The sequence below is a fragment of the Hypericibacter adhaerens genome, from assembly GCF_008728835.1.
Taxonomy (GTDB): Bacteria; Pseudomonadota; Alphaproteobacteria; order Dongiales; family Dongiaceae; genus Hypericibacter; species Hypericibacter adhaerens.
The window spans coordinates 3,287,410-3,304,253 of sequence record NZ_CP042582.1 but is presented as its reverse complement, the minus strand read 5'-3'; the positions used below and the strand labels follow the sequence as shown (position 1 = coordinate 3,304,253).

Genomic DNA, 16,844 nt, shown 5'->3' with positions numbered 1-16,844 from the left:
GTTTCGGCCGGAGGTTTCTTTCTTCCGTCCGGGTGCCTTGCCGCATGACGATGACGACCGATCTCGAGGCGCAGGATCGCAGCGCCACGGACCAGCGGGCCGAGGCGGGTGTGCGGCCGGGGGTGCCGATCCAGATCCGCCAGCTCTCCAAGACCTATGGCGGCTTCCGGGCGCTGGACGCGGTCGATCTCGAGGTGCGCAGCGGCGAGTTCCTGACCCTTCTGGGCCCTTCGGGCTCCGGCAAATCCACGCTGCTGATGGCGCTCGCGGGCTTCAGCCGGCCGACCTCCGGCAGCATCGCCTTCGACGGCGCCGACATCACCCGCCTGCCGCCGCACAAGCGCAATATCGGCGTGGTGTTCCAGAATTACGCCTTGTTCCCGCATATGAATGTCGGGGCCAATGTCGGCTATCCGTTGCGACTGCGTCGCGTGGGCAAGGCCGAGACCGCCGAGCGCGTGCGCCGCGCGCTCGATCTGGTGCAGCTCGGCGCCATGGCCGAGCGGCCGATCGACAGCCTCTCGGGCGGCCAGCGCCAGCGCGTGGCGCTCGCCCGCGCCATCGTCTTCGAGCCGAAGATCCTCCTGATGGACGAGCCGCTCTCGGCGCTCGACAAGAAGCTGCGCGAGCATATGCAGATCGAGATCCGCCACCTGCATGGGAAGCTCGGCGTCACCACCATCTACGTCACCCATGACCAGCGCGAGGCGCTGACCATGTCGGACCGGATCGCCGTGATCCATCAGGGCCGCATCGCCCAGATCGACCGGCCGCGCGAGCTCTACGAGGCGCCGGCCAGCCGCTTCGTGGCCGAGTTCATCGGCGAGGCGGTGCTGCTGCCGGTCGAGCTGCGCGACGGCGCCGCCTGGTGGGCGGGGCGCAAGCTCCTGGGCGCCGCGATCCGGGAGCCGGGGCAGGCGCAATATCTGGTGCTGCGGCCCGAGAAGCTCGATCTCGTGCCGGCCGGCGACGGCGGCAGCTGGAACCGCTTTCCGGGCCGGGTGCGCGAGGTGGTCTATCAGGGCGACAGCGTGCTGGTCTCGGTCGAGCTCGAGGGCGGGACGATGGTCAATCTGCGCAAATCCAGCGACCGCAGCAGCCTGAGCCAGCTCCCGGCCCATGACGACGCCGTGACGCTCGGCATCCATGCCGAGGACACGCTGGTGGTGCCGGAGGACCGGCCGTGACACTGGCGCTCGGCGCCGCGGCGCTGGCAGCCGACGCCCGCACCGAGCGGCGCCAGCTCCTGGCCCTGTCGTCGCCGGCCCTGCTGGTCGTGGCGCTGGTGGTGTTCGTGCCCGTGGGCTGGCTGTTCTGGCTCTCCTTCTTCGACCAGACCGGCGCCACCTTCGCCAATTACCAGCGCCTGCTGGACAACGTCGCCTACTACAAGATCTTCCAGACGACCTTCGTGCTGAGCGCGGTCGTCACGCTGGTGACGATCCTCATGGGATATCCCCTGGCCTATCTGCTGTCGCAGCTCTCCCGCCGCGCGGCGCTGGTGGGGCTGGCGCTCGTGCTGCTGCCGTTCTGGACCTCGCTCCTGGTGCGCACCTATGCCTGGCTCGTGCTGCTGCAGCGCAACGGCCTCATCAACACGCTCCTCATCAAGCTCGGGCTGATCGATCAGCCGCTGGGCCTGGTCTACAACTTCACCGGGGCGGTGATCGGCATGGTCCATATCATGCTGCCCTTCCTGGTGCTGCCGCTCTATGCCTCGATGAAGACCATCGACCCGCTGCTGCCGCGCGCCGCGATGAGCCTCGGCGCCAGCCCGCGTGCCGCCTTCTTCACCGTCTTCGCGCCGCTGACCCTGCCGGGCCTCTTCGCCGGCAGCCTGCTGGTCTTCATCTATTGCCTGGGTTTCTACATCGCGCCGCAGGTGCTGGGCGGCGGCCGGGTCAACATGGTGGCGATGAAGATCCTCGAGAACGCGACCACCTATTTCAACTGGGGCGCCGCCTCGGCGCTGGGCGTCGTGCTCCTGGCCGTGACGCTCGCGATCTTCTATCTGGTCGGCCGCTTCCTGCCGGTCGGCCGCCTCTCGGCGGAGGAACGATGAGCGGCGGTCCCGATCGCGACGTCTCGCACTGGCAGCGCGCCTGGCTCTACCTCTATGGCGGGCTGGTGCTGCTGTTCCTGGTGGTACCGATCCTGATCGTCATCCCCATGTCCTTCACGCCGGCGGAACATCTCGAATTCCCGCCGCCCTCGCTCTCGCTGCGCTGGTACCAGAACTTCTTCGACAGCGCGGAGTGGATGGACGCCGCCTGGGTCTCGGTGCGGGCCGCCATCTTCACGGTGCTGGTGGCGACGCCGCTCGGCACCGCCGCCGCCTACGGCCTCCATGTCGCCGGCGGCGGCTGGACCAAGATCGTCCGTGCGGCGCTGGTGGTGCCTTTGATCGTGCCGGTGATCATCGTCGCCATCGGCCTCTTCTACGTCTTCGCCAAGCTCGGTCTCGTCAACACCATCACCGGACTGGTGCTCGCCCACACGGTGCTGGCGATCCCCTTCGTCATCGTCACGGTCACGGCGGGCCTGCGCCGCTACGAGATGAGCCAGGAGATGGTCGCCCGCAGCCTTGGTGCCAACCGCTGGATCGCCTTCTTCACCGTGACCCTGCCGCAGATCCGGCCTTCGGTGCTGTCGGGCGCGCTCTTCGCCTGGGTCGCCTCGTTCGACGAGGTCGTGATCGCGCTCTTCATCTCGCGCGGCGAGGCCTCGACCCTGACCCGCAAGATGTTCACCTCGCTGCGCGACCAGGTCAGCCCGACCATCGCCGCGATCTCGACCATGCTGATCGCGATCTCGATCCTGATCGCGGCGGCGGTGCTGATCCAGGAACTCTCCAAGTCGCAGCGGGCCGGCCAGCGCGCCTGACGCCCGGCGCGGCACGACATCGAAACATGACGGAAGCGGAGGCTTAGCGTGGCTCGCGAGTTTGCGGCGTTCTCGAAGGAAGAGCATGACGGCCGGATGGCGCGCGCGCGTGCCCTGATGCGCGAGCAGAAATTCGCCTGCTGCATCGTGATGGCGCCGGAGAATCTCTATTACCTCGCCGGTTACGAATCCTGGGTCAGCGTCAACAGCCCGCAGGCGCTGATCTTCACCGCCGAGGAAGCCGAGCCGACCCTGATCCTGCGCAATGTCGATCTCTCGCTGGCGCTGGAGACGAGCTGGGTCAAGGACATCCGCAGCTATCACCTCCATACCGAGAACTTCGCGGCCCGCGTCGCCGGCATCCTGGAAGAAAAGGGCGTCACCGACGGCCGCGTGGCGATCGAGCTGCAGTCCTACGCGCTGCCTTACGCGCTGGGCCAGGAGCTGGCGGCCGCCATGGCGCCGATCCAGCTCGTCGATGCGACCGTGGCCCTGGGCGACCTGCGGCTCGCGAAATCTCTGCGCGAGATGCAATACATCGCGCAGGCCGCGGCCTTCACCAATATCGGCCTCAAGGCCGCGCGCGAGGCGCTCAAGCCCGGCATCACCGAGATCGGGCTCGCCGCCGCGATCGAGGGCGCGCTGCGCCATGCGGGCAGCGACTATTGGGCGATTCCGACCGAGCTTGCCAGCGGCAAGCGTACGCCCGGCGGTCATGCGGCCCCGCGCGGGAAACCGATCGAGCCCGGCGACCTGGTCCATATCGAGTTCGCGGGCGTCTCGAACCGCTATCACACCACCGCACTCCAGACTCTGGCGCTGGGCGATCCGGGCCCGCGCGCCCGGGAGCTCTACGACATCGCGCTGCAGTCCCTGAAGGCCGGCATCGCCGCGGTGAAGCCGGGTGTGCCGGTCGCGGCCGCGGAGGAGGCGTCGCTCGTGCCTTTGCGCAAGCATGGGCTCGAGCACACGGCGATGATGCGCTTCGGTTACGGCATCGGTATCGCCTATCCGCCGATCTGGCTTGAGACCCTGCAGATCAGCCGCGGCTTCAGCCGCCGGTTCGAGACCGGCATGGTCTTCGTGCTGCATTCCTGCATCGAGCTGGTGGAGGAGGGGATCGGCATCATCCAGGGCGGCACCTATCACCTGACGGATGCGGGCCCGCGCATGCTGGTGGGGGCGGGGGACTCGCCGCTCGTGATCGTGTAAGCACGCCGGGACGGTTGAACGAGGACCGCAGCGCTCACTCCATTCGTCATCGCCGCGAAAGCGGGGATCCAACTCAAAGTTCGGTGTGCGGGATCAGGAGGGATCCCCGCTTTCGCGGGGATGACGGTTGAGCGGTTGTCCGAGTACAGGGGGCAGGATCATGAGCTCGTCGGCAATGGCTAGGCGTGCAGACGTCATCATCGTCGGCGGCGGGATCGCCGGTGCGGCCAGCGCCTATTACCTGGCGAAGGCCGGCCTCAAGCCGATCCTCTTCGAGAAGGGCGAGATCGCGGGCGAGCAGTCGAGCCGCAATTGGGGCTTCGTGCGCCAGCAGGGCCGCGATCCCTTCGAAGTGCCGCTGATGGTCGAGTGCAACCGGATGTGGCAGGGCCTCTCGGCCGAGCTCGGCATCGACCTGCAATGGCGCCAGGGCGGCAATCTCGCCATGGCGGCCGACGCCCAGCGCCTCGCGGCCCTCGAAGCCTGGCTCGAGGTGGCGCGGCCCTTCCAGCTCAACAGCCGCATCCTGACCAACCGCGAGATCCGCGACCTCATCCCCGGCATCGAAGGCAATTGGGCCGGTGGCCTCTACACGCCGAGCGACGGCCAAGCCGAGCCTGCGATCGTGGCGCCGGCCTTCGCGCAAGCCGCACGCGCTCTCGGCGCCGAGATCATGACCGGCTGCGCGGTCGACGAAATCGTGACGGCGGGCGGCGCCGTTACCGGCGTGCGGACCGAGCGCGGCGAGATCAGGGCGCCGATCGTGATCTGCGCGGCCGGCGCCTGGAGCTCGCGCCTGCTGCGCGGGCTGGGCCTCTCGCTGCCGCAGCTCGTCATCCGCGCCACGGTCGCGCGCACCACGCCCGCCAAGGCGGTGACGGCGGCCGGCGTCTGGGGTCCCGAGGTCGCCTTCCGCCAGCGCACCGACGGCAGCTTCAATATCGCGGCCGGCACCGGGACCGACTATCACATCGTGCCGGACACGCTGCGCCATGGCCGGGTCTTCTGGCCGAACTTCCGCGAGAACCGCAAGCTCTTCGACCTGCATCTCGGCACCGCCTTCTTCAAGGCGCTGCTGTCCGAGCTGCCGCTCACGGAGGCCGGCCGCCATCCCTTCCGCGCGGTCCGGGTCTGGGATCCGCCGGCCAATCCCAAACGCGTCGCCGACGCGCTCGCCGGTCTCAAGCGCGTGTTCCCGGAGCTGGGGCCGGTCGAGGTGACCCGGAGCTGGGCCGGCAATATCGACGCCACGCCGGATGCCATCCCGGTCCTGGGCGGGGTCGAGGAGGTGCGGGGCCTGCTGATCGCGACCGGCCTGAGCGGCCACGGCTTCGGCATGGGTCCGATCGTCGGCAGGCTGATGGCCGAGCTGGCTGCCAAGGGAAAGCCTTCGCTCGACCTCCGGGGATTCCGATTCTCGCGCTTCCGCGAAGGGGCGACCCTGGGTGCGCGCAGCGTCATCTGAATTCTGAAGATCGGCAGAAATTCGTAGCGATTTCCGTCGGTTGTGGGGCCATGCCGAAGTTGCATTGGAGCTGTGCACCCGAAAAACTTTGACTTCGGGAGCCGGATTGTGAGAGAAGCCCGCATCCGGTTTCCGGATTTAGCGCTCCAGCCGCGTGAAGTGACGAGCTTTTCGTCCCTGTCTGTCGAGCGCCTCGACCGAACTTCCATCAGATATGCCCGTTGCGCGGGGTGTCTCTCCACGTAGACCCGTGGCCCCCGGTGGCTGCCTGCTTTCGCAGAAGAAAGCGTTGGCGCCGGACTGCCGCTTATAAAGAAAGAGTATCTAGTGACTGATTTCGCTTCGCTCGGCCTGGCCGAGCCCCTCCTGCGCGCCGTTGCCCAGGAAGGCTATACCGTGCCGACCCCGATCCAGGCGCGCACCATTCCCTATGTCATGCAAGGCCGCGACCTGCTCGGCATCGCCCAGACGGGTACCGGCAAGACGGCGGCCTTCGCCCTCCCGATCCTCCATCGCCTGGCCCAGAACCGGAAGGCGCCGCAGCCCAAGGGTTGTCGTGTCCTGGTGCTGGCGCCGACCCGTGAGCTTGCGGCCCAGATCGCCGAGAGCTTCGAGACCTATGGCCGCCATTTCCGCTTCTCGGTTGCGGTCGTCGTGGGCGGGGTGAAGCCCGGCCCGCAGATCCGCGCGCTCGCGCGCGGCGTCGACGTGCTCGTGGCCACGCCCGGCCGCCTCAACGATCATCTCGGCACCGGCGCCGCGCGCGTCGACGGCGCCGAAATCCTGGTGCTGGACGAGGCCGACCATATGCTCGACCTCGGTTTCCTCGAGCCGATCAAGAAGATCCTGCGCCGCCTGCCCAAGGAGCGACAGACCCTGTTCTTCTCGGCGACGATGCCCTCGGCCATCGGCGCGCTCGCCAAGGACATGCTGCGCGATCCCGCCAGCGTCGAGGTGACGCCGGTGGCGACCACCGCCGAGAAGGTGAGCCAGCAGGTCTATCTGGTCGAGAAGCCCGCCAAGGCGGCGCTCCTGGTCGACCTGCTGTCGAAGCCCGAGTTCGGCCGCACGCTGGTCTTCACCCGCACCAAGCGCGGGGCCGACCGCGTGGCCGAGCGGCTGGAATCGGCCGGCCTGCCGGCCGCGGCCATCCACGGCAACAAGAGCCAGGGCCAGCGCGAGCGGGCGCTCGACAGCTTCCGTTCCGGCCGCACGGCGATCCTGGTGGCGACCGACATCGCGGCCCGCGGCATCGACGTCGACGGCATCACCCATGTGGTGAATTTCGACCTGCCGGAAGTGCCGGAAGCCTATGTGCACCGCATCGGCCGCACGGCGCGCGCCGGTGCCGCCGGCGTCGCGATCTCCTTCTGCGATCATGAGGAGCGGGCCTATCTGCGCGATATCGAGCGCACCACGCGCCAGTCGATCCCGCAGGTGGATCGCCGCGGCGCCGTCGCGGCCACGCCGCAGCCGGCGGCGCGGGACAAGACCCAGAAGCCGCACCGCGGCCATGAGCGGAGCCGGGACGACCGCCGTCACCAGAACGGCGGTGGCACGGCCTCAGGCCATCGCGACCAGGGCGAGAGCCGCCGCCAGGGCCATGACGGGCAGCCCCGCCATGCCGGGCGCGGGAATCAGGAAGGCCGCAACCCGCATGACGGGCGCGGTCATCAGGAAGCGCGCGGTCACCAAGAGGGGCGCGGCCATCACGAGGGCCGGGGACATCCGCATGAGGGACGCGGTCATCAGCAGGAGGGGCGCGGATCGCGCTCCGGCCGGCCGGGTGGCCGCCGTCGTGGGTCGCGGCCCAGCTATCAGCCCAATCCCGGTCGCTTCGCCGCCGGCGACTGAGGCTTCGGCCTCAGGGTGCCGGGGGTGCGATCGTCGCGATCCAGACCGTCATACCGGGCTCCAGATCCGGCACGGTCTGGGTCGGGTCGGCGCGGACGGCGAACAGGTTGAGGTCGTGATCGCCGATGGCGCGTGCCGCCCGCCAGGTGGCGAAGTCGCCGAGCCGGCGCATCTCCGACACCCGGGCCACGATCGGCTTGTCGTCGCCTGAGCGGGTCAGCGTCAGGGCCGTGCCGATATTCATGCCGTCGAGCAGATCCTCGCGGACATTGAAGCTGAACCAGTAGTCGTCGCCGGCGGTCAAGGTGAGCGCCGTGCGTCCAGGGATCGTGGCCTCGCCCGGTTCCGCGACCACGGTCTGGACGACGCCATCAACGGGCGCCTGGAGCTGCAGCTTGCCCATCCGCCGCTCCAGCACGGCGAGCGAGGCCTCGGCGGCCGTGACCTGTGCATCGGCGAAAGCCCGTTCCTCGGGTGTGGCGCCATGCTGCGCTTCCGCGAGCTGCGATTGAAGCGAGGCGAGGTTCGCCTGGGCGGTCGACAAGGCGGCCTGGGCTTCGTCGAGCTTCTGGGTGGAAGCATAGCCGGCTTTCGCCACCGCCGAGGTGCGCTGATATTCCTGCTGGGCCAAGAGCAGGTCGGCTTTGGCCTTGTCGACTTCGCGCGCGGTGATCTTGACCTGCTCCTGGCGGACGCCGGCATAGACGTGATCGCGGGCCGCCCGCGCCGCACCGACGGTCGCGCGCGCTTCCTCCACCGCGGCGGCCAGCTCGGGGTTGCTGAGCTGTGCCACGACGGTGCCGGCCTGGACGCGGTCGCCGGCCTTGACCAGAATCTGGGCGATGCGGCCGCTCACTTCCGGTGCAATCTTGATCTCGGTCGCCCGCACCATGCCGATGACCGGCGGCGGCACCGGCCGCCAGCCCAGAATCAGGATCGCGCCGATGACCGCGGCGATAGCGAGGCCGAAGAGGAGGCGGCGCGCGCGACGGCGCATCGGGCTATGCGGCACGGGTCGCCCTCCAGCGATGGAGGCCCGTGCTGAGCACCGCCAGCAGGAAATACAGCAGGACCAGCGCCAGGACGGCGAGCCAGTCATGCGACACTTCCGAGAGGGTCGCGCCCATCTGGTTGATATGCACCAGCCCGTCGATGCTGCGCTGTGACGGGAAGATCAAGCCCGCATTCCGCAGCGCCGAAGGAATCGCCTCGACCGGCCAGGAGACGCCGACCAGGAAGAATTGCGGCAGGGTGGTCGCGATGAAGAGCACCACGGCGGTCTCGCGATGCTTCACCCAGGCGCCGACGGCCTGCCCCATGAAGCTCGTCGCCAGCAGGAACGTCGCGGCGAACAGGAACATATCCGGCAGCCGGCCGACGGCCGTGAATCCATAGATGCGCGGTAGCACCACGAGATAGAGCAGCAAGGCCGGCAGGTAGATGACGAGATGGGCCAGCCCGTGCGCGACCACAGCGCCGATCGAGCCGCGCGCCGTCTGCGCCGCCCGGCCGCCCAGCTCGCGGGCGGTGCCGGCCAGCATGGCCGAGCCCAGCAGCAAGGTCTGTTGCAGGATCAGGATGAAGGCGGCGGGAACGATATAGCTGGCATAGCCGCCGGTGGGGTTGAACAGGGGAACCGGCAGAATCGCGGCGGGGCTCGCCACCGCCATCAGAGAATCGGCGAGGCCGCCGGCACGCGCGTCATGGGTCGCGAGACCGGCATTGACGGCCGCGACGGATTCGCCGATGCCCTGGAGCAGCGTCCGGTAGATCAGCAGGTAGGCCGCATCCACATAGGCGGGCAACCGTGCCGGATCGCCCTTGAGCAGATCGCGCGCCGTGCCCACCGGAATCTCCAGGATGCCGAAGACCTTCCGGTCGTAGAGCGCGGCCTGGGCCTCGGTCAGCGTATCGGCCTGCAGGGCGACTTTCACGCCGGCATCCGCGTCCAGCGTCATGATGAGCTGGCGGCTGAGCTCGCTGCGGTCCTGGTCGACCACGGCCAGGGGAAGGTTCCGGAGGGTCTGGCCCAGATAAGGCTGCGGATAGAACACCCCGTAGAGAATGGGCGCCAGCACCATCAGGCCCAGGGCGCCGCGATTGCCGAGGACAGAGCGGATTTCCCCGATGATGGCGGCGCCAAACCCGCGGGGCTGCGGCCGCGGCGGCGGCATCGATGCTCGGGCCGCTGCTGTTCGCGGCAGCTTGCCGGCGAGCGACGACAATCGCCACCAGGCCAGGCCCGCATAGAGGATCGCCAGGCCGGCCAGGGCGGCAAAGGGAAGGGCGGTGGCGGAGACCGGGACGCCGCGCGCGCCTTGATCGAACAGCACCTCGATGTACCAGCGCAGCGGAAGGATCACGCCCCAGCCCTTGGCGAAGGGCAGCATGGCGACCACCGGAAAGCCGACGCCGGCATAGCCGAAGGCCGGCGAGCAGAGAATGGCCGTCAGGCTGAGGCCGAGCGGCAGGTCGCGCGCGAGCAGCGCCATCAGGGAGCCGAGCCCGAGATAGGCGACGAGCAGCAGGCAGGCGGACACGGCCACCATCATGGAATCGCCGCGGAACGGCACGCCGTGAGCGCCGTGGACGATCACGGCGACAAGGCCCATCAGCCCGATGAAAATCGCAGCCAGGGGCGCGAGCTTGCCGGCGATGGCCACGAGCGGGCTGCCGCCGGCGCAGCGCAACCAGGCCCGCAGGCTGCGGCGCGAAAATTCGGAGCCGACCGAATAGGCGGCGGCGGCGCCGATGATCACATGCAGGACCGTCGGCAGGACCGCGCGCAGCAGGAACTGCGCATAGTTGAGGGCCGGGTTGGTCAGGACATAGGGTTCCACGACCAGCGTTCCGACCGTCATCGGCAGCTCCGGCCGCGCGGGGGCGACAGCGGCGATGGCGTCGCGAACCGCGTCCTGCAGGGCTTTCGCTGCGGAATTGCCCGGGGTCAGGAACTGGGTGTTGTAGAAGATCGAGATCTGCGGGCGGCGTCCGGCCTTCAGGTCGCGCTCGAAGTTCTCGGGGATATAGACCGCGGCGATCGCCCCGCCGGATCGGATCGCATGCATGGCGGCCGCAAGATCGTCGGCGCGCTGGTGCAGCGTGATGCCGGGCGCGGCCGCGACGGTCTGAACGAAGGCCAGCGAGGTCGGCGACCGGTCCGCATCGACGACCACGATATCGAGGCCGCGGATGACGGCGCTGCTGAAGGTGAGGCTGAGGATGGCGAAGGCGATGAGCGGGACGCCGAGGATCAGGAACAGCGCCACCCTGTCCCGCACGATCCAGCGCAGCTCGCGGGTGGCGACGAGAAGGAAACCGGGGGCCGGCATCCGTGTCATTGCCGGCGGCCGCTCCAGTCGACATAAGCGCTCATGCCCGGGCGCAACCCCGCAACCTTCTCGACCGGATAGGCGCGGATGGCGAATGTGCGCAGATCGAAATCGCCGGTCGCCCGCGTGGCGCGCCAATCCGCATATTCGCCTTTCGCCGCGATCAGCCTGACCTCGGTGACGACCTCGCGGTTGCCGAGGGCCGGGATGCGGACGGTGATCGTGTCGCCGATCTTGAGATCGCGGACGAGGTCCTCGCGGAGATCGAACCGCAGCCAGAGATCGTTCAGATCGACGAGCGACAGAAGGGGAATGCCGGGCGCCACGACCTCTCCCTGCTCGACATTGATCTCATAGATCTGCGTCGCCAGCGGCGCCGTCACCACCATCTGGTCGACCAGCGCCTTCAGCGTTTCCACCGCCGCGGCGGCCTGGGTGACCTTGGCCTCGGCGATCTTGACTTCTTCCGGCGTGAAGCCGTTGAGCGCTTCCTCGTAGGAGAGCTTCCCCTGATCGAGGGCGCGCTGGGCGACCTGAAGGGCAGCCGTGGCTTGATCCAGCTGCTGCTGGGAGGCGTCCTTGGTCGTCACGAGCTTGCGGACGCGTTCGTAGGTCACTTGCGCGAGGGTGACGTCGGCGGACAGGCGGTCGATCTGGGCTTTCCGCGCCGCGACGGTTTCCTCGCGCGTGCCGGCATAGATCCGGGCCAGCTCGGCATCGGCAACGCCTTTGGCGGCGATCGCCTCGTTGTATCGGGCGACCAGCTCGGGATTGTCGATCTGCAGCAGCGCGGTGCCGGCTCCGACATCCTGGCCGCGGGCGACGGGGATCTTCAGAATCCGGCCGTCGACGCGCGCCGCGATGTCGATACGCGTGCTGTCGGCTTCGCCCTGGATGAACAGCGGTGCCGGTCGCGCCAGATACCAGCCCGACAGTCCGACGATGGCGAGGGTGATCAAGGCGACGATGACGGCGGTGGGGCCTGCGCGCTTCGGCTTTGTGGCGGACGACGAGGTTGCAGGCGGCGGCTGTGGGGGCGGGGAGGCGGCAGGAGGCTGGGTTTCGGTCGGCTTCGCCGCTGGGGTCGCCGGTTCGGCTTTCGACGCCATGGGCCTGTCCATGGTCGTGCCCGCGTCGTCGTTCTGGGGAAGGTCGGGACTGGGAGACAAGCTGACGCGGCCCTCGTGTTGTTCGGCACTGTCACGGAAGACGAGGCACCTGGCATCCGCTCGATCGAGCCGGACCCGCGCCATGGTCCTCAAGAACAATACCGGCTCAGATGAGCCCGTGCTCCTGGCGCAAGAGCATCGTCATCCGGTCACAAGCAGCGCCATCGAGAGGTCGGCCGGACCGGAAGACTATCACCGCACGGGAACCCGAGCCAGCGGGCGAAGACATTAAATCCCGTTTCCCGGCCGGCCTCGCAAGGCTGCCATGGACAGGCGGCGGCCGCTCCCGCAGGATGAGGGCGTGGAACGGCCCTATGACGATACCGAGATTGCCGCCGACCGCGTCATCCATACGATCGGCGTGACCTTCGGCGTGGTTGGCGGCGTGCTGCTGCTGACCTTTGCCGCCCGGATCGCGGGGCCGGCAGGCCTGATCGCCACCATCCTCTATGTGATCGGGCTGCTGGCGATGCTGATCTGCTCCGCGACCTACAATCTCGCTTTGATGTCGCCGCGGCGCGAGTTCCTGCGCCGGCTGGATCATGCCGCGATTTTCGTGATGATCGCCGGCACCTATTCGCCCTTTACGCTGGGCCGGCTCGACGGCGCCTGGTCGATCTGGCTCGCGGCCATCGTCTGGGGCGGCGCCATCCTGGGGGCCATCGCCAAGCTCACCATGCCGCACCGCATCGAGCGCTATGCCGTGCTGCTCTATCTGGCGCTGGGATGGACCGTGCTGGCCGCGCTCCGGCCGCTCCTCGGCGCGCTCCATCCCGCCGTTCTCATCCTGCTGCTGATCGGCGGGCTGCTCTATTCGCTGGGCGTGACCTTCCATCTCTGGCGCAGCCTGCGCTTCCAGAACGCGATCTGGCACGCGCTGGTGCTGGGCGCGGCCGTCTGCCACTACGCGGCGGTCGTCTTCAACCTGAGCTGACAGCTCGGCCCGGGAGGCTGCGCGGCAGGCAACGCAATGGCGAAGACGCTATATTGCTGGCGTTGCAGGGCCGACATTCCGATGCTGGATGAGCATGAGTGGGGTGAAATTCAGCCGCTGTTGCTGAATGGTATATACGCAATGCAGCATTACCGTCAGGCAAATGCGGCACCCTTTGACGAGGAAAGGATGAAGGCCTTTAGTCATCCAGCCCTCCAGCGATACTTTGAGATAACGGGTGTGCGAGCGACCAGTATCGATGCTCTCTGGCACCATAGGCTCTCGTTATTTGGATCGCCCTGTGAGGTTTGCGGCAAGCCCCTGCGGACACCGCGCGCAAAACTCTGCGCGGAATGCGGGGCCGCCGCACGTCGTTAGCATCTGCATTCCTTTACCCTTGCTCAAAACAAGCATCGCCACCCTGGGGGAGGGACCAGGGTGGCGATGCGGTTGGCCCTCGATCGCCGAAGGCCGGTGGTCAGCGAAAGGCGATCACCAGGCCGCCAGGGTCGAGCCCTTGAAGCGTTCCTCGAGGAACTTCGCGACCTCGGGCGATTCATAGGCGCGCACCAGCTTCTGGAAGACCGGGTTGTCCTTGTCGGAAGCACGCACGGCGATCACGTTGGCGTAGGGGTTGTTCTCCCGCGCCTCGATGGCGATCGCGTCCTTGACCGGGTCGAGGCCGGCCTCGAGCGCGTAGTTGGTGTTGATCACGGCCGCGTCGACATCGTCGAGCGCGCGGGCGAGCTGGGCCGCGTCGAGCTCGACGAAGCTCAGATGCTTCGGGTTTTCGGTCACGTCGAGCGGGGTCGGCAGCAGGCCGACGCCGTCGCGCAGCTTGATCAGCCCCTTGGCCTGGAACAGCAGCAGCGCCCGGCCGCCATTGGTCGGGTCGTTCGGGATGCCGATCTTGGCGCCGTCCGGCAGCTCCTCGAGGCTCTTCACTTTATGCGAATAGGCGCCGATCGGCGTCACGATGGTGTTGCCGATGGCGACGATCTTGTAGCCGCGCGTCTTGATCTGGTTCTCCAGATAGGGAACATGCTGGAAGGCGTTGGCGTCGAGCTCGCCCGAGTTGAGCGCCTCGTTCGGCAGCACATAGTCGCTGAAGGTCACCAGCTCGAGATCGAGCCCTTCCTTGGCCGCGACCTGCTTCACCACGGCGAGGATCTCCTCCTCGGGGCCGCTCATGATCCCGACCTTGAGGTGATCCGTGGCATGGGCCGGCAATCCGCCCAGGGTCAGGGCGGCAGCGGCGAACAGGGCCCCGAGGAGGGCCCGGCGCCGCGATGTCGAAATGCGAGACGTCATGATCTGGTTCCTTATCAACAGGGAGGCTGAAGCGTTCGGTTGTTGCAGGCGCGGGCCTTCAGGCCCGCCGGTTGAGGCGCTTGGCCAGGCGGTCGCCCGCCAGCTGCACGCCCGAGACGAGGGCGATCAGGATGACGATCACGGCCGCCATCACGGTCGTATCGAAGCGCTGATAGCCGTAGCGAATGGCGAGATCGCCGAGGCCGCCGCCGCCGACCGCTCCCGCCATCGCCGACTGGCCGATCAGGGCCACGATGGTGATGGTAAGGCCGCCGACGAGACCCGGCAGGGCCTCGGGGATCAGCACCTTGAAAACGATATCGCGCCGATGCCCGCCCATCGCCTGGACCGCCTCGACGAGGCCGCGATCGACCTCGCGCAGCGCCACCTCGGCGACGCGCGCATAGAAGGGGATGGCGGCGATCGAAAGCGGCACGATCGCCGCCACGGTGCCGATCGAGGTGCCGACGATGAGCCGCGTCACCGGGATCAGCGCCACCAGCAGGATGATGAAGGGCGTCGAGCGGAAGCCATTGACCACCCAGCCCGAGAAGCGATTGAGGAGGGGAGCCCGTACCAGCCCGCCCGGTCCCGTCACCACCAGCAGCACCGCGATCGGCAGGCCGATGACGAGCGTCGCCAGGCTCGAGGCCGACACCATGAGCGCCGTTTCGCCCAGCGATCTGATGAAGAGATCAATGAGCGGGGAGGACATGGCCGATCAGCTCCACGGAAGTCGTGCGTTCGCGCAAGTAGTCGATGAGGGTCGCAAGCGGCTGCGCCGTCGTCGCGGGCAGAGCCAGGATCAGCACACCGACCGGCATGTCCTTGATGATCTCGATCGCGCCATGGAGGATCGAGGCCGGCACATCGAAACGGCGCGCCAGCTCGGCGATCACGGGTTCGCCGGCGGCGGCACCGGAGAAGCGCACCCGCAGCAGCGGCTGGCTGCCCGGCTGCGCCACCGGCGACAGACGCTTCGCCAGCGCCGCGGGCAGGTCCGGCAGCACATCCTGCAGCAGGCTGCGCGTGACCTCGCTTTGCGGCCGCGCGAAAACCTCGGCCACCGGCCCCTGCTCGACGATGCGCCCCTGATCCAGCACCACCATGCGGTCGCAAAGATCGCGAACCACCGCCATCTCGTGCGTGATCAGCACGATGGTGAGGCCGAGCTTACGGTTGATGTCGCCCAGGAGCGCCAGGATCTGCCGCGTGGTCTCCGGGTCGAGGGCCGAGGTGGCCTCGTCGCAGAGCAGGATGCGGGGCGCGGTGGCGAGCGCGCGGGCGATGCCGACGCGCTGCTTCTGGCCGCCCGAAAGCCGCGCCGGATAGCTGTCGTGCTTGTCGGCGAGCCCGACCAGCTCGAGCAGCTCCGATACGCGGGCCTCGATCTCCGCGCGGCCATGGCCGGCGAGCTCCAGGGGCAGCGCCACATTGCCGAACGCGGTGCGCGAGGAAAGCAGGTTGAAATGCTGGAAGATCATGCCGATCCGCTGCCGGAGGGCGGCGAGCCCGGCATCGTTCAGCCGGCTCACATTCGTGCCGTCGACCAGGACCTCGCCGCCCTGCGGCCGCTCGAGGCCGTTGATGCAGCGCAGGAGCGTGCTTTTGCCGGCGCCGCTGCGCCCGATGATGCCGAGGATCTCCCCCTCCCTCACATCGATCGAGACATCCTTCAGCGCCACGACCTCGCGGGTCCCGGTCTGAAAGCTCTTGTTCAGTGCGCGCAGCCGGATCAGGGGCAGGCGCGCGTCGTTCTCGGCCGCCGCGGGTGTCGGCGTCACGACGGCCGCCTGTGGCGCGGGCGCGGCCTCGACGGGGCCATGCAAGCGGGCCACGGGAACCGGACGGGAAAGGGAAGGCATGCCAACCTCGCTTGTTCGCGACCGGCTGGCGGGCATAAGAAATCCGCCACAGCAAAGCCGGGCGGAGGCTTCGCTTTAGCGGAATTTCTAGAGCGCCCGCAAGCTGATCATCAAATCGGCGCTTATTGATGGGTGAGACATAGGACGGTGATGCGTGCGGGTCAACTTCGAAGGCCGCGTCGCCGCATGAGATCGACGCATTGCTGAGTTGCGATGGCGGCGAGAGGCCGCTCTCGCGGCGCGATCGTGGCGATATGGGGCGCCCGCGACAATTCCGCGCGATCCGCGCGTCAAGCGCTGCTTACGGCCCAAAGCAGTCCCGCGAGGACGAACGCCGCGCCGACGGCGAGGACGCTGCCGAGCGAAGGCTCGTCCGACCAGAGCATCGCCTCGAGGTCGGAGCGAAGCCGGGCGTGCTGGTCGTCGTCCTTGTACTGGTCGTCGAGTGCCAAGAGGGCGAGGTCGAGATGCATCATGGGAAAACCTCACTGTCGGGAGTGACGCTTCGAGATGCGGTTGCGGGCCGATTCGGTCGGCCATCTCGTCGGATAGAGAGAAGACCATTGCCGGTCTTCGGAGAATCGATCCTTTCTTGAAGGGCGGCCTAGAAATTCTAATGCCGATCGCGACGAGGTCGATCGCCGGGATCGATTGTCGGGAAACTCTCAGGCCCGGGGCAATGTGCCAGGCCCCATGACCGAGAGTTGCCACAGCAGGCTCGCACGCCTCAGTCCGGAATTTGACCGTCGGCAGTCAAGCCCATGATGTCCCGCGAAAAAATCGCGCCTTTCTCCCGGCGCCAAGAAGCTTATCCTGGAG

Annotated in this window: 14 protein-coding genes; 7 read left to right on the top strand and 7 right to left on the bottom strand. The window is 68.0% G+C overall.

The genetic code is table 11. The features are described from left to right. The first annotated feature begins 44 nt into the window (after positions 1-44). The 6 genes from FRZ61_RS14505 (at position 45) to FRZ61_RS14480 (ending at position 7,414) form a co-directional block, all read left to right on the top strand. Positions 45-1,187, top strand: a complete 1,143-nt coding sequence (locus FRZ61_RS14505; protein ID WP_225308813.1) for an ABC transporter ATP-binding protein — start codon at positions 45-47, stop codon at positions 1,185-1,187. Then, the gene (locus FRZ61_RS14500) at positions 1,184-2,062 is read left to right on the top strand and encodes an ABC transporter permease (RefSeq protein ID WP_151118407.1); all 879 of its coding nucleotides are present in this window, start codon (positions 1,184-1,186) and stop codon (positions 2,060-2,062) included. The genes FRZ61_RS14505 and FRZ61_RS14500 overlap by 4 nt, the downstream gene beginning before the upstream one ends. Next, positions 2,059-2,883 carry an ABC transporter permease gene (locus tag FRZ61_RS14495; protein WP_151118406.1) on the top strand — a complete coding sequence of 275 codons (825 nt, stop codon included), beginning with the start codon at positions 2,059-2,061 and terminating at the stop codon, positions 2,881-2,883. The genes FRZ61_RS14500 and FRZ61_RS14495 overlap by 4 nt, the downstream gene beginning before the upstream one ends. A 48-nt stretch (positions 2,884-2,931) precedes the next feature. After that, complete coding sequence (locus FRZ61_RS14490) at positions 2,932-4,095, top strand: M24 family metallopeptidase (protein WP_151118405.1); 1,164 nt, start codon at positions 2,932-2,934, stop codon at positions 4,093-4,095. A 175-nt stretch (positions 4,096-4,270) separates the two neighbouring features. After that, entirely contained in the window at positions 4,271-5,560 is a 1,290-nt protein-coding gene (locus FRZ61_RS14485) for an NAD(P)/FAD-dependent oxidoreductase (RefSeq protein ID WP_191909026.1), read from the top strand. Between the two features lie 327 nt (positions 5,561-5,887). Further along, on the top strand, positions 5,888-7,414 hold the full coding sequence (locus FRZ61_RS14480) for a DEAD/DEAH box helicase (protein WP_151118403.1): 1,527 nt from the start codon (positions 5,888-5,890) through the stop codon (positions 7,412-7,414). Between the two features lie 10 nt (positions 7,415-7,424). Here the strand turns inward: FRZ61_RS14480 and FRZ61_RS14475 are convergent, their stop codons facing one another. The 3 genes from FRZ61_RS14475 to FRZ61_RS14465 are packed head-to-tail and all read right to left on the bottom strand — an operon-like array spanning position 7,425 to position 11,705. Further along, positions 7,425-8,411: an HlyD family secretion protein gene (locus FRZ61_RS14475; protein WP_191909025.1), complete on the bottom strand. Its 987-nt coding sequence runs from the start codon at positions 8,409-8,411 to the stop codon at positions 7,425-7,427. 4 nt (positions 8,412-8,415) lie between these two features. Then, a complete protein-coding gene (locus tag FRZ61_RS14470) occupies positions 8,416-10,755 on the bottom strand; it encodes an ABC transporter permease (protein ID WP_151118401.1) in 2,340 nt (779 codons plus the stop codon). After that, positions 10,752-11,705, bottom strand: coding sequence for an HlyD family secretion protein (locus tag FRZ61_RS14465; protein ID WP_225308812.1), 954 nt, complete (start codon positions 11,703-11,705; stop codon positions 10,752-10,754). Before FRZ61_RS14465 ends, FRZ61_RS14470 begins: the two co-directional genes overlap by 4 nt. Positions 11,706-12,216: 511 nt before the next feature. Between FRZ61_RS14465 and trhA the strand changes: the two genes are divergently transcribed. Then, positions 12,217-12,849 carry a PAQR family membrane homeostasis protein TrhA gene (trhA, locus tag FRZ61_RS14460; RefSeq protein ID WP_191909024.1) on the top strand — a complete coding sequence of 211 codons (633 nt, stop codon included), beginning with the start codon at positions 12,217-12,219 and terminating at the stop codon, positions 12,847-12,849. A gap of 492 nt (positions 12,850-13,341) precedes the next feature. Here the strand turns inward: trhA and FRZ61_RS14455 are convergent, their stop codons facing one another. From FRZ61_RS14455 to FRZ61_RS14440, 4 genes are all read right to left on the bottom strand, one after another. Continuing rightward, complete coding sequence (locus FRZ61_RS14455; protein ID WP_151118399.1) at positions 13,342-14,160, bottom strand: MetQ/NlpA family ABC transporter substrate-binding protein; 819 nt, start codon at positions 14,158-14,160, stop codon at positions 13,342-13,344. 58 nt (positions 14,161-14,218) lie between these two features. Beyond that, positions 14,219-14,875, bottom strand: coding sequence for a methionine ABC transporter permease (locus tag FRZ61_RS14450; protein ID WP_151118398.1), 657 nt, complete (start codon positions 14,873-14,875; stop codon positions 14,219-14,221). Then, complete coding sequence (locus FRZ61_RS14445) at positions 14,856-15,899, bottom strand: methionine ABC transporter ATP-binding protein (protein WP_151120827.1); 1,044 nt, start codon at positions 15,897-15,899, stop codon at positions 14,856-14,858. Before FRZ61_RS14445 ends, FRZ61_RS14450 begins: the two co-directional genes overlap by 20 nt. Positions 15,900-16,315: 416 nt before the next feature. Next, positions 16,316-16,501 carry a hypothetical protein gene (locus tag FRZ61_RS14440; RefSeq protein ID WP_151118397.1) on the bottom strand — a complete coding sequence of 62 codons (186 nt, stop codon included), beginning with the start codon at positions 16,499-16,501 and terminating at the stop codon, positions 16,316-16,318. Positions 16,502-16,844 lie beyond the last annotated feature (343 nt).